The sequence below is a fragment of the Aeromonas sp. 1805 genome (assembly GCF_013085525.1).
In the GTDB taxonomy this organism is placed as follows: domain Bacteria; phylum Pseudomonadota; class Gammaproteobacteria; order Enterobacterales; family Aeromonadaceae; genus Aeromonas; species Aeromonas hydrophila.
This window is the reverse complement of record NZ_CP038515.1, coordinates 1,819,281-1,831,025: the sequence shown is the minus strand read 5'-3', so window position 1 is coordinate 1,831,025 and position 11,745 is coordinate 1,819,281. Positions and strand designations below refer to the sequence as shown.

Below are 11,745 nucleotides of genomic sequence, written 5' to 3'. Positions count from 1 at the left end.
CCGTAATTAACCCAGGCTGATCTGGACGTCTACACCAGCTGCCAGATCCAGACGCATCAGAGCGTCAACGGTCTTGTCAGTCGGCTCAACGATGTCTACCAGACGCTTGTGAGTGCGGATCTCGTACTGATCACGCGCATCTTTGTTGACGTGCGGGGAGATCAGGACGGTGAAGCGCTCTTTGCGAGTCGGCAGCGGAATAGGACCGCGAACCTGCGCGCCGGTGCGCTTTGCAGTTTCAACGATTTCCGCAGTGGATTGATCGATCAGGCGATGATCAAAAGCCTTCAGGCGGATACGGATTCTTTGGTTCTGCATTGACAGAGCTCCAATAGATAAAAGAACATAAATCAACACCGCCCGACCGAGATTACTCCCGCCAGAGGTGTGATTTTTCACGTTTCCTCCCATATCGGGAGGACTGTATGGCTGGCCCCCGCAAGCGGGAAACTCAGCAAGCAGACATATCGTCTGGCTTACCTCATGGGTAAGCGGAGGGGATTATACGGATTTTTTCAATTTGCGCAAGAGAAGGCGAACAGATTGTGCGCAATTTTATGTGACAGATGGATCTCGCCAACGGCTGGGCAAGCCCTTGCCTGGCAGGGGTAACGACAATGTTGCAAACAGGCTGGTAGACTGTGCGCCGGCCTTCGTCATCGGAACGACACCCCATGCTCAAAGATCAGAAAAAAGCCTATCAATATGGACTCTGCGCCGTCGCCCTCTGGTCGACGGTCGCCAGCGCCTTCAAGATCTCCCTCACCTACTTTGAACCGGTGCAACTACTGCTGGTCGCGGCCTGCACCTCGACCCTGACGCTGGGAGTGATCGTAGCCTGTCAGGGCAAACTGCCGCTGCTGCTCGGCTACATCAAGAGTCGCCCCCTCTACTATCTGGCACTGGGAGTACTCAACCCCTTCCTCTATTACCTGTTGCTGTTCAAGGCGTATGACCTGCTGCCCGCCCAGCAGGCCCAGACCCTCAACTACACCTGGGCCATCACCCTCAGTCTGCTGGCGGTGCCCTTCCTCGGTCAGAAGCTGCGCCGCCGTGACGGAGTCGCCATCGTGCTCGGCTACTTCGGCGCGCTGGTGATCGCCACCAAGGGGGATGTATTCGGTCTGCAGTTCGACAGCCCTCTCGGCGTCACGCTGGCGCTGGTGTCGACCCTGATCTGGGCCGGCTACTGGATCCTCAACACCCGCAACCAGGGCGACCCCATCGTCAGCCTGCTGCTAGGCTTCATCATTAGCCTGCCCTTTATCGTCGCGGCAACCTGGCTGCTCTCGGACTTTGCCATGACCGCCTGGCAGGGGTGGGCCGGTGCCATCTACGTGGGACTGTTCGAGATGGGCTTCGGCTTCGTGCTCTGGCTGATGGCGCTGCGCCACGCCACCAACACGGCCCCCATCAGCAACCTCATCTTCATCTCGCCGTTTGCCTCACTGGTACTGCTCAACCTGCTGATCGGCGAGACCATCCACCCGGCCACCCCCATCGGGCTGGCGCTCATCGTCGCCGCCCTGCTGATCCAGCAACTGAAATACGGCAGGCGCTACCGCAAGACCAGCGAGCCGCAAGCCTGACATGCAAAGGGCGTATCCACGGATACGCCCTTCGTTCAATCAATCCACTCCAGCGGCTGGTTCTTGGGCAGCCGGATCTCCACCAGCAAGCCCCCCAGCTCGGAGCGCCCCAACCTGATGGTGCCATGATGCTGGGACACTATCTTGGCGACGATGGCCAACCCCAGGCCGCTGCCGCTGCCGGTACGGGCCTCGTTGCCCTGGGTGAAGGGCTTGAGCACCCGGTAGTAATCCTGCTCCGGAATGCCGGGGCCGTCATCCGACAGACGCAACCGCACCCAGTGACCATCATCCTTGAGCTCGGCCTGCAGCCGGCTCGCACCGTAGCGCAGCGAATTGCCCGACAGGTTGTTGAGGATGCGGCGGATGCTGATGGGGTTGCAGGCCACTCGTACCGCCTCGGCCGGCAACTCGAGCTCCACCTCCAGTCCCTGATCGGTCTGCACCAGCAAGCTGTCGTGGATCAGCTGGGTCAGGTCGATCTGCTGGGTATCCAGCCCCTCGTCCGGCCGAATGTAGTCGATGAACTGATCGATGATGCCGTTGGACTCGTCAATGTCCGCGTTGATGCTCTCCTTGAGGTACTCATCGCCAGAGGACATCATCTCGGTCGCCAGCCGGATACGGGTCAGCGGGGTACGCAGATCGTGGGAGACGCCCGCCATCATCAGGTTGCGCTCCTCGATCAGGCCCTTGATGGAGCTCGACATGTGATTGAAGGTGCGAGTCAGCCGACGCACCTCCCGCGAGCCCTGCTCCCCCAACGCATCGGGGAAATTGCCGCGCGCCACCGCCACGGCCCCCGCCTCCAGATCCTCCAGCGGCCGCACCAGCTGGCGGGCAAAGCGCCAGGCGGCGAACAGGGTCACCACCAGCAGCACGCTCATGTAGAGGATCAGCGGCTCGATGTCGTCGTCTTCGATCTCGGTCAGCGGGATGCGCACCCACACCTTGTTGGCCTGGGGCGGCTGGATCCAGATGATGTAGTGATCCTGGATCTCGACCCTGACCTTGGTCTTGCCCCCCAGCTCGCGGCTGATGCTCTCTTCCAGATAGGTGTAGGGCTTGGACTCGTTGAGCCCGTGCTGCTCCGCCTCGGTCTGGGTATAGATGTCGCTGCCGGTCGCCACATAGACCAGCGCCTCGGCGTCTTCACTCAACGCCAGCTGGTTGCTCTCGACCGGGAAGATGAGCTTGACCTGGTTGGCCAGCAGGTGACTGATCTGCTTGACGGTCGGCGCCAGCAGATAGTTGTAGAAGGTGGCATAGGAGACAAACTGATAGACCACCAGCACGGCGGCCAAAAACCAGAGCATGCGGGAGAACATGCTGCTCACTTTCTTCATTCGCCATCACCGTCCGGCACGAACACATAGCCCAGACCCCAGACGGTCTGCAGATAACGGGGCTGCGCCGGGTCCTGCTCCAGCAGGCGACGCAGGCGCGAGACCTGCACGTCGATGCTGCGCTCGGTGGCGGTGTATTCACGACCGCGGGCCAGGTTCATCAGCTTGTCGCGGGAGAGAGGCTCGCGCGGATGGCTCACCAGCACCTTGAGCACGGCGAATTCGCCGCTGGTCAGCGCAACCGGGTCACCATCGCGGCTCAGCTCGCGGGTCGCCAGGTTGAGCTGATAGCTGCCAAAGCTCACTACCTTCTCGGCGGTGGAGGGGGCCCCCGGCAACTCGACGGTGTGCCGGCGCAGCACGGCGCGGATCCGGGCCAGCAGCTCACGGGGGTTGAACGGCTTGGGCAGGTAATCATCAGCACCCATCTCGAGCCCGACGATGCGATCCACCTCATCCCCCTTGGCGGTCAACATCAGCACCGGGATCTGGTTGCCAGCCTCGCGCAGGCGGCGGCAGATGGAGAGGCCATCTTCCCCCGGCAGCATCAAATCCAGCACCATCAGGCTGAAGTTCTCACGGGTCAGCAGGCGGTCGGCCTGTTCACCATTGGCGACGCCCCGAACCACGAACCCCTGTTCGGTCAGGTAGCGCTCCAGCAGGGAACGTAATTTCAAATCATCGTCGACGACCAGAACCTTGTATTGCTGACTCATTGCTTGCCTCTCCTCTCGATATGCTGCCAATACTAGAGCTCGGGCTCGTAACGGCCAAGCCTAAATATGTTACCGGTTATTGCCCATTCAGCCGATTTTGCGCCCCTACATCCCGTACCTCATCACTCAGGCACCCCCTCAGACGCCCCAGTTTTTGCTCGACAGCAAGGCGACAACGGATAAGATCTGCCGAGCCATAAGAGGCTCATCAGCCCCACTGACACAGGTAACGACCGATGAAGACCAAGCTGATCACCCGTGAAGGCTACAACAAGCTCAAACAGGAGCTCGATTTCCTCTGGCGCGAGGAGCGCCCCGAGACCACCCGCAAAGTGGCCTGGGCAGCCAGCCTCGGTGATCGCAGCGAGAATGCCGACTACCAATACAACAAGAAACGGCTGCGGGAGATCGACCGGCGGGTCCGTTACCTGCGCAAGTGCCTCGAGGAGCTGGGGATCGTCGACTACTCCCCCGCCCAGGAGGGCAAGGTCTTTTTCGGTGCCTGGGTCGAGGTGGAAAACGAGGAGGGGGAGACCAAGCGCTTTCGCATCGTCGGCTATGACGAGATCTTCGAGCGCAAGGATTACATCTCCATCGACTCCCCCATGGCCCGCGCCCTGCTCAAGAAAGAGGTGGGGGACGAGGCCATAGTGCGTACGCCAGTCGGTGACGCCTGCTGGTACATCAATGAGATCAGCTATCCCAAATAAGCCAGCGCCGGCTCAGGCTGCCAAATCGGCTGACGAGGCCAGGAGAGACCGAACATGTCCGCCCACCGGGTATGACAAGCGTCGTTTTTGCCGGGGTGGCATCCCGCTGCCCGACCCCATATAGTGCTCACACCCGGCGCCTTGCGGCGCCAACCGGCCCGTGCGGCAGTGGTCCGGCTGGTACCTTGAGTACCGCCAGGACAGACCCCTGCCCGGCGACATCGCCTCGCGCCTGCCCGTTGACCAGGACCCGACCAAGAGACCCTCGATGCAAAGCCACGTAATAGAACATCAGATTGCCGGTGAGCTGAATGCCCGCCCGGAGCAGGTGCAGGCCGCCGTTCGCCTGCTGGACGAAGGTGCCACCGTCCCCTTCATCGCCCGTTACCGCAAAGAGGTGACCGGCGGTCTGGACGATAGCCAGCTGCGTACCCTGGAGAGCCGCCTCGGCTACCTGCGTGAACTGGCAGATCGCCGTCAGGTGATCCTGCGCTCCATCGAAGAGCAGGGCAAACTGACCCCGGAGCTGGCCCGCGAGCTGAACGACGCCGACAGCAAGACCCGGCTGGAAGACCTCTACCTCCCCTACAAACCCAAGCGCCGCACCAAGGGGCAGATGGCCATCGAGGCGGGATTGGAGCCACTGGCCGACCTGCTGCTGAGCGACCCGCTGAAAGATCCCGAGCAGGAGGCGGTTCGCTTCCTCAATGCCGAGCAGGGGATCTCCGACGGCAAGGCCGCCCTCGACGGTGCCCGCTACATCCTGATGGAGCGCTTCGCCGAGCAGGCCGATCTGCTGGAGAAGCTGCGCGACTATCTGTGGCACAACGCCACCCTGCGCGCTCGCGTGGTGACCGGCAAGGAGCAGGAAGGGGCCAAGTTCAAGGACTACTTCGAGCATGACGAACCGCTGCACAAGACCCCCTCCCACCGGGTACTGGCCATGCTGCGCGGTCGCAACGAGGGGATCCTCAACCTGGCACTGGTTGCCGGTGACGATGAGGGCGCCAGCCCCTGCGAAGGGCTCATTGCCCATCACCTCAGACTCAACCTGCAAAACCGCCCGGCCGACAAGTGGCTGCAGGGGGTGGTGAGCTGGACCTGGAAGATCAAGCTCTCCTTGCAGATGGAGACCGAGCTGATCGGCCGCATCCGCGAATCGGCAGAAGACGAGGCGATCAAGGTATTCGCCATGAACCTCAAGGATCTGCTGATGGCGGCGCCGGCTGGCATGCGTTGCACCATGGGGCTGGATCCGGGCATCCGCACCGGGGTCAAGGTGGCGGTGGTCGATGCCACCGGCAAGCTGGTCGATCACACGACCATCTATCCGTTCGAACCCAAGCGCCAGGTTGACCAGAGTCTCAAGACCCTGAGCGAGCTGTGCCAGAAGCACAAGGTCGAACTCATCAGCATCGGCAACGGCACCGCCTCGCGGGAAACCGACCGCCTGGTGAGCGATCTGTTCGAGCGCTACCCGGCCGCCAAGGCGCAGAAAATCGTGGTGAGTGAAGCGGGAGCCTCCGTCTATTCCGCCTCCGAGCTCGCCTCTCAAGAGTTCCCGGATCTCGATGTCTCCATTCGCGGCGCTGTCTCCATCGCCCGCCGGCTGCAGGATCCGCTGGCCGAGCTGGTCAAGATCGATCCCAAGAGCATAGGTGTCGGCCAGTACCAGCACGACGTCGGCCAGAGCCAGCTGGCCCGCCGCCTCGATGCGGTGGTCGAGGATTGCGTGAACGCAGTCGGGGTGGATGTGAATACCGCCTCGGTCGCCCTGCTCAACCGGGTTTCCGGCCTCTCCCAGACCCTGGCCCAGAACATCGTCGCCTACCGGGATGAGAACGGCGCCTTCCAGCACCGCCAGCAGTTGCTGAAAGTGAGTCGGCTCGGGCCCAAGGCATTCGAGCAGTGCGCCGGCTTCCTGCGCATTCGCGGCGGCAGCAATCCGCTGGACGGTTCAGCGGTGCACCCGGAGTCCTATCCCGTGGTGGAGCGGATCCTCGCCAAGCTGGAGCAGACCGTGGACAGCCTGCTCGGCAACAGCAGCCTGCTGCGCACCCTCAAGCCCGCCGACTACACCGATGAGCAGTTCGGGGTGCCCACCGTCACCGACATCATCGGTGAGCTGGACAAGCCGGGCCGCGACCCGCGCCCCGAGTTCAAGACCGCCACCTTCAAGGACGGGGTGGAGAAAATCAGCGATCTGGTGCCCGAGATGGTGCTGGAGGGGGTGGTCACCAACGTCACCAACTTCGGCGCCTTCGTCGACATCGGCGTCCATCAGGACGGGCTGGTGCATATCAGCTCCCTTACAGATCGCTTCGTCAAGGATCCCCGCGAGGTGGTCAAGGCCGGTGACATCGTCCGGGTCAAGGTGCTGGAGGTCGACGTACCGCGCAAACGCATCAGTCTGACCATGCGTCTGGATGAAAAAACCGGCCAGCCGGCACGCAAACCGGCCGAGACGCGCCACACCGGCAATGCCAAGCCGAAGCAGGCACCGCGTCAGAGCCCCCCAGCCGATGGCGCCATGGGCAACGCCTTCGCGGCCGCCCTCTCGAAACTGAAGAAATAAGTCCCCAGAATGCAAAAAGCCCCGCGAGGGGCTTTTTTGTCGCTGTTGTGCCGCCTCATTGGGCCAGCGCAGCCAGAATGGCGTCAGCCTCCCGATGGGCTGCCAGTACCTCCCGCAGCCGGTTGAATGCCTTGCAGGCCTCTTGCGGATACTTGCCATAAGAGACCACTCCGGTATGGCTCCAGCCTGCCGCCAACATCACCTTCTTCTTGAAATGGGTGCCTTCGGTACCGCCCCCGCCGAGCTGCATCAAGAACTGCTCCATCTGGAGGTGCGGCGGCGGTACACGGGAGAAGGTGGCAAAATCTTCCGGTTTGACTTCATCAAAGTGCATGACGACTCCTGTGAGCGTGGATGGGATTACCCCTCAGATTAGTTGCAAATGCCTGCTCGCGAGGGAAAAACCGGGCGGAAATACAGTGGAAACCTCAGACACTCAGGCTCAGGTTCTGCTGGGCCGCAGGCTTGACGGCCTGCTGATAACGCTGGGCGATGACCTGATTGCGCTGCTCCATGTAGCCGTTCAGCACGCCCGTCTTGGCGCTGCCATCGGCAGCCAGGGCGGTATCAGGGTCGGATGAGAGCAGCGCCTTGCGGGCCTGTGCCTCCTTGGCCGCAGCACTTCTGGCTACGCTCAGATCCTGAGAAGAGGGCTCGGCAGGTGCCAGTGCGGCGGCCCGCACCTGTTGCATCTTGGCGATGGTGGCTCTGGGATCGCCGGGGATGGTTCCGATGTCGATGGAGACGCCACCGCCAGTCGCGTAACGCTTGCCATCCGGCCCCATGGCAAACTCATAGGTAGGGCTGCCGGCATACTGACCACCGGTGCTCTGGTGCGCCTGCTCATGAGTACGCACCTCCTGATCCCTGTCGGCCAGCTCCTTGACCTGCAACTCCTGCTTCTGCTGTTGCTCCTGCTGCTTGGGATCCTGCTGTTTGTTGCGCTGGCCGTCCTCACCGGTGGCCTCGACAAAGCGGTTGTCGACCGCCGTCTGCGGGTTGCCGGTCTGGGCACCGTCTCGCGCCTGCTGGGAAGTTTGATTGGGATTGGCCTGGCTGGCTCTGGATTTCTCTTTCTGGGAGCCGACTTCGGACTCGGCGTTGAAAGCCTCGCTCTGACGGCTCTGGGGGATGAGTGCCGCGCGACGATTGTCAGTGCGTGCCGATTCCGTCTGCGGTTGCAGCTGGTTGGGAATGATGGTCGGCAGACTGACATTGATGTTCATGTCACACCCGGATGTCGATCAGGGTTCCCATCATGTCGCTGGCGGTCTGGATCACCTTGGCAGAGGCGCCGGCCTGCACCTCGGCACTCTTGAGGTTCACCAGTTCTTCGGGCAACTGCACCTTGTCACCGCTCGGGGTATTGAGCCTGGCGATCTGGCTGGACGCCTTGTCGGCGATCTGCTCCGCACGCTGAAAGCCTTGCACACCGCTGTTCAATGCTGAATCTATACGCATGACAACTCTCCTCTGACACTGGATTAATTATCCGCCACGCCAGAGGATTAATGAAGCAAATTGGCTATTTTTCAACCTACAAAATATTCAATGATTTCAATGAACTGCTGTGGATGGGAAATAAAGGGCGCGTGTGAGGCCTTTTCCAGCACCACACTCCGGCTGCTTGGGTAACGCTCGTCCAGCAGAGGGATCGATGCCTTGGGCACCAGCGAATCCAGCCGACCGTAGACTCGCAGCCAAGGCAGGCTCAATGGTGTTAGCTCATCGCGCAGATCGACCTCGGCCAGCAAACCGAGTCCGGCCTCCAGCGCGGCCAGCTGTGGAGCGGGCCGCTCCGCCAGCCAGTGGCGCAACTGGCGGATGTCGTCCCTGGCGTGTTCGCTGCCCATGGCCTGGATCGCCAGGAAGCGTTCGATGGTCTGCTTGAAGTCCCCCGCCAACATCTGGTTGAAACCGGTCAGTACCTTGGGGGCAATCCCTGGCCAGTCGCCCTGGGCCATGAAACAGGGGGAGCTGGCCACCGTGATGAGGGAGTGCAGTCGCTCGGGATGGCTCAAGGCCAACTGGCTTGCCACCAGGCCACCGAGGGACCAACCCAGCAAATGGCACTGCTCCGGTAAGATGGCAGCCACCTGTTCAGCCAGCCAAGGCAGACTGTACTCCACCTCACCTACCAATGGAGTGTTGCCAAAGCCGGGCAGATCCACCAGGTGGACGCGATAGCGAGACGCCAGGGCCGGCACAATGCCGTGCCAGACCGCGCCATTCATTCCCCATCCGTGCAACAGCACCAGATCGGGCCCCTGACCAAACCGCTCAACCGACACGCTCATCTAGACTCAGATCCTGTTCACTCTGTTGGGGTCAGCATGTTAAAGCGGTTGCTCGCCAAAGCAAGTCCGATCCTCGGCCGCCACGCCGACTGGCAGGGCAACTGCCTGCTCTGCCAGCAGCCTTGCGATGTAGATCCCTTGCTGTGCAGCTGGTGCCGACAGGCCCTGCAGCAGGCTGAGCACACCTGCCGCTTGTGTGCCGCTCCCTTGCCGACATTGCATGAAGAACGCCTGCCGATCTGCGGCCGCTGCCAGCGCAGGCCGCCGCCATGGGAGCGGCTGCAGGTCATCGGTGACTACCGACCACCCTACCCCATGCTGATCCCCCGGCTGAAGTATTCCGGCCAGATCCTGCTGGCCCCGCTGCTTGCCCGGTTGCTTGCCGATCATCTGGATCTCAGCGAGCCGCCAGAGGCCATCATTCCGGTGCCTCTGCACTGGTGGCGCAAATGGTGGCGCGGCTTCAATCAGGCGGAAGAGATAGCCCTCACTCTCAGCGAGCTGACCGGCATTCCTTGTGACAAGCGCCTGCTGCGCCGGGTCAGGGCAACCCCGCAGCAGACCAGGCTCAGTGCCGGCCAGCGGCGGTGCAATCTGCGCGGCGCCTTCCAGATCAGACCACACGCCTATCAGCACGTGGCGCTGCTCGATGACGTGGTCACCACGGGCGCGACCGCTGGCCATCTCACCCGTTTGCTCCATGAGAGCGGGGTCACAAAGGTGGAAGTGTGGGCCGTCTGTCGCACCCTCAAGCATCTCAAGTAACCATCGGCATGCTACCCAAGCCTTGCCAAGAGAGTTATCATGAATACCCTAGTCGTACACTCAGGTTTATGAGGATAGTGATGATCAGCATTTCCGACACCGCCCAGGCCCATTTCCGTAAACTGCTGGAAAAACAGCCTGATGGCACCAATATCCGGGTGTTTGTGGTCAATCCGGGAACCCAGAATGCCGAGTGCGGCGTATCATATTGCCCACCCGACGCGGTCGATCCGGAAGATCAACACCTGCCCTTCAGCGGCTTCGACTGCCTGGTCGATCCCCTGAGCGCCCCCTTCCTGGTGGATGCCACCATCGATTTCGTCACCGATCAAATGGGCTCCCAGCTCACCCTGAAAGCCCCCAACGCCAAGATGCGCAAAGTGGCCGACGACGCTCCGCTGATCGACCGTATCGAGTACGTGTTGATGTCCGAGGTGAACCCCATGCTGGCCGGTCACGGCGGCAAGGTCACCCTGGTCGAACTGACCGAGGACAAGCTGGCCATCCTGCAGTTCGGCGGCGGTTGCAACGGTTGCTCCATGGTCGACTACACCCTGAAAGAGGGGATCGAGAAGCAGCTGCTGGAGAAATTCCCGGGCGAGCTCAACGGCGTCAAGGATGCCACCGAGCACCAGCGCGGCGATCACTCCTACTACTGATTTTCTGCCCTTGTGGCAAAGACATGCAGCAAAGAAAAGGCCCCGCCAGTTGGCGGGGCCTTTTGCATTCTGCAGCGGGTGGATCACTCGTCCTTCTTGTCTCGCGACAGCAGGGCGATGGCCGCCTCTTTCGGATTCTTGCCTTCGTACAGCACCTTGAAGATCTGCTCGCAGATGGGCATCTCGACGCCACAGCGGGCCGCCAGCAGATGCACCTCCTTGGTGTTGCGATAGCCTTCCACCACCTGACCGATCTCGGTCATGGCGGTGTTCACATCCTTGCCGGCCCCGAGGGCCAGCCCGAAGCGACGGTTGCGCGACTGGTTGTCGGTACAGGTCAGCACCAGATCCCCGAGCCCCGCCATCCCCATGAAGGTCTTGGCGTCGGCACCGAGCGCGGCGCCCAGGCGCTGCATCTCTACCAGGCCCCGGGTGATGAGTGCGGTCCTGGCGTTGGCGCCAAAACCCAACCCGTCGGAGAGACCGGCACCGATGGCGATGACGTTCTTGACCGCCCCACCCAGTTGCAGACCGATGAAGTCCGGATTGGTATAGACCCGGAACGAACGGCCACAGTGCAGCAGCAGGGAGAGATCGTCGGCGAAGTCGTCGTGGGTCGACGCCACCGAGATGGCGGTCGGCAGACCGGCGGCCAGCTCCTTGGCGAAGGTGGGGCCGGAGATGACCGCCAGCGGCATCTCGTCACCCAGCACCTCGCGCGCCACGTCTTGCAGCAGACGGCCGCTGTCCGGCTCCAGCCCCTTGGTGGCCCAGGCGATACGGGTATCCGGGCGCAGGAAGGGTTTGACCTGGGCCAGTACCTGGCCGAACACATGGCTCGGCACCACCAGCAACAGCACGGGGGCAGCTTGTACCGCCTGTTGCAGATCGGCGGTCAGCTGCAGATCGGCAGGAAAAGGGACATCCGGCAGAAAAGCCTTGTTGCAGCGGTCTTGTTCCAGCTCGGCGACATGGGCAGGGTCGTGACCCCACAGCAGGGTCGGATGACCGTTGCGCGCCAGAGAAATGGCAAGGGCGGAGCCATAAGACCCCGCCCCCAAGACCGAGATAGCGATCTGGTCGGCCAT

13 protein-coding genes are annotated in these 11,745 nt (G+C 62.0%); 5 read left to right on the top strand and 8 right to left on the bottom strand.

All coding sequences use genetic code 11. The features are described from left to right. Positions 1–6: 6 nt before the first annotated feature. Entirely contained in the window at positions 7–318 is a 312-nt protein-coding gene (rpsJ, locus tag E5E96_RS08670; protein ID WP_005307944.1) for a 30S ribosomal protein S10, read from the bottom strand. A gap of 356 nt (positions 319–674) precedes the next feature. Here rpsJ and E5E96_RS08665 point away from each other — a divergent pair, with 356 nt between their 5' ends. Further along, complete coding sequence (locus E5E96_RS08665; RefSeq protein WP_171281948.1) at positions 675–1,589, top strand: DMT family transporter; 915 nt, start codon at positions 675–677, stop codon at positions 1,587–1,589. A 35-nt stretch (positions 1,590–1,624) separates the two neighbouring features. On the opposite strand, the gene envZ is transcribed toward E5E96_RS08665, so the two are convergent. Together envZ and ompR are read right to left on the bottom strand one after the other, a co-directional pair. Then, positions 1,625–2,935 (bottom strand): two-component system sensor histidine kinase EnvZ, encoded by a 1,311-nt coding sequence (envZ, locus tag E5E96_RS08660; protein ID WP_017410611.1) that lies wholly within the window; start codon positions 2,933–2,935, stop codon positions 1,625–1,627. Then, positions 2,932–3,651, bottom strand: a complete 720-nt coding sequence (gene ompR, locus E5E96_RS08655) for a two-component system response regulator OmpR (protein ID WP_005307934.1) — start codon at positions 3,649–3,651, stop codon at positions 2,932–2,934. Before ompR ends, envZ begins: the two co-directional genes overlap by 4 nt. A gap of 236 nt (positions 3,652–3,887) precedes the next feature. On the opposite strand from ompR, the gene greB reads away from it, so the two are divergent. Together greB and E5E96_RS08645 are read left to right on the top strand one after the other, a co-directional pair. Next, a complete protein-coding gene (gene greB / locus E5E96_RS08650) occupies positions 3,888–4,361 on the top strand; it encodes a transcription elongation factor GreB (protein ID WP_011704309.1) in 474 nt (157 codons plus the stop codon). Positions 4,362–4,629: 268 nt separating this feature from the next. Continuing rightward, a complete protein-coding gene (locus tag E5E96_RS08645) occupies positions 4,630–6,936 on the top strand; it encodes a Tex family protein (protein WP_171281947.1) in 2,307 nt (768 codons plus the stop codon). 55 nt (positions 6,937–6,991) lie between these two features. Here E5E96_RS08645 and E5E96_RS08640 read toward each other — a convergent pair whose 3' ends face one another. The 4 genes from E5E96_RS08640 to bioH all read right to left on the bottom strand — a co-directional run bounded on the left by E5E96_RS08640 (position 6,992) and on the right by bioH (position 9,233). Further along, positions 6,992–7,270, bottom strand: coding sequence for a hypothetical protein (locus E5E96_RS08640; RefSeq protein WP_011704307.1), 279 nt, complete (start codon positions 7,268–7,270; stop codon positions 6,992–6,994). A 94-nt stretch (positions 7,271–7,364) separates the two neighbouring features. Continuing rightward, positions 7,365–8,162, bottom strand: coding sequence for a putative metalloprotease CJM1_0395 family protein (locus tag E5E96_RS08635; protein ID WP_171281946.1), 798 nt, complete (start codon positions 8,160–8,162; stop codon positions 7,365–7,367). Between the two features lies 1 nt (position 8,163). Next, on the bottom strand, positions 8,164–8,397 hold the full coding sequence (locus E5E96_RS08630; RefSeq protein WP_011704305.1) for a flagellar basal body rod C-terminal domain-containing protein: 234 nt from the start codon (positions 8,395–8,397) through the stop codon (positions 8,164–8,166). 71 nt (positions 8,398–8,468) lie between these two features. Beyond that, entirely contained in the window at positions 8,469–9,233 is a 765-nt protein-coding gene (gene bioH / locus E5E96_RS08625; RefSeq protein ID WP_171281945.1) for a pimeloyl-ACP methyl ester esterase BioH, read from the bottom strand. 36 nt (positions 9,234–9,269) lie between these two features. On the opposite strand from bioH, the gene E5E96_RS08620 reads away from it, so the two are divergent. Further along, positions 9,270–9,998 (top strand): ComF family protein, encoded by a 729-nt coding sequence (locus tag E5E96_RS08620; protein ID WP_171281944.1) that lies wholly within the window; start codon positions 9,270–9,272, stop codon positions 9,996–9,998. Positions 9,999–10,078: 80 nt separating this feature from the next. Next, positions 10,079–10,657 carry a Fe-S biogenesis protein NfuA gene (nfuA, locus tag E5E96_RS08615; RefSeq protein ID WP_011704302.1) on the top strand — a complete coding sequence of 193 codons (579 nt, stop codon included), beginning with the start codon at positions 10,079–10,081 and terminating at the stop codon, positions 10,655–10,657. 83 nt (positions 10,658–10,740) lie between these two features. On the opposite strand, the gene gpsA is transcribed toward nfuA, so the two are convergent. Then, positions 10,741–11,745 carry an NAD(P)H-dependent glycerol-3-phosphate dehydrogenase gene (gene gpsA, locus E5E96_RS08610; protein ID WP_039215255.1) on the bottom strand — a complete coding sequence of 335 codons (1,005 nt, stop codon included), beginning with the start codon at positions 11,743–11,745 and terminating at the stop codon, positions 10,741–10,743.

What these genes read in the sequence shown, in the direction of transcription:
- greB (WP_011704309.1), top strand. Translation starts at nt 3,888, where the DNA reads ATGAAGACCAAGCTGATCACCCGTGAAGGCTACAACAAGCTCAAACAG.
- E5E96_RS08665 (WP_171281948.1), top strand. Translation starts at nt 675, where the DNA reads ATGCTCAAAGATCAGAAAAAAGCCTATCAATATGGACTCTGCGCCGTC.
- E5E96_RS08620 (WP_171281944.1), top strand. Translation starts at nt 9,270, where the DNA reads ATGTTAAAGCGGTTGCTCGCCAAAGCAAGTCCGATCCTCGGCCGCCAC.
- E5E96_RS08630 (WP_011704305.1), bottom strand. Translation starts at nt 8,397, where the DNA reads ATGCGTATAGATTCAGCATTGAACAGCGGTGTGCAAGGCTTTCAGCGT.
- ompR (WP_005307934.1), bottom strand. Translation starts at nt 3,651, where the DNA reads ATGAGTCAGCAATACAAGGTTCTGGTCGTCGACGATGATTTGAAATTA.
- envZ (WP_017410611.1), bottom strand. Translation starts at nt 2,935, where the DNA reads ATGAAGAAAGTGAGCAGCATGTTCTCCCGCATGCTCTGGTTTTTGGCC.
- E5E96_RS08645 (WP_171281947.1), top strand. Translation starts at nt 4,630, where the DNA reads ATGCAAAGCCACGTAATAGAACATCAGATTGCCGGTGAGCTGAATGCC.
- E5E96_RS08640 (WP_011704307.1), bottom strand. Translation starts at nt 7,270, where the DNA reads ATGCACTTTGATGAAGTCAAACCGGAAGATTTTGCCACCTTCTCCCGT.
- nfuA (WP_011704302.1), top strand. Translation starts at nt 10,079, where the DNA reads ATGATCAGCATTTCCGACACCGCCCAGGCCCATTTCCGTAAACTGCTG.
- gpsA (WP_039215255.1), bottom strand. Translation starts at nt 11,745, where the DNA reads ATGGCCGACCAGATCGCTATCTCGGTCTTGGGGGCGGGGTCTTATGGC.
- bioH (WP_171281945.1), bottom strand. Translation starts at nt 9,233, where the DNA reads ATGAGCGTGTCGGTTGAGCGGTTTGGTCAGGGGCCCGATCTGGTGCTG.
- E5E96_RS08635 (WP_171281946.1), bottom strand. Translation starts at nt 8,162, where the DNA reads ATGAACATCAATGTCAGTCTGCCGACCATCATTCCCAACCAGCTGCAA.
- rpsJ (WP_005307944.1), bottom strand. Translation starts at nt 318, where the DNA reads ATGCAGAACCAAAGAATCCGTATCCGCCTGAAGGCTTTTGATCATCGC.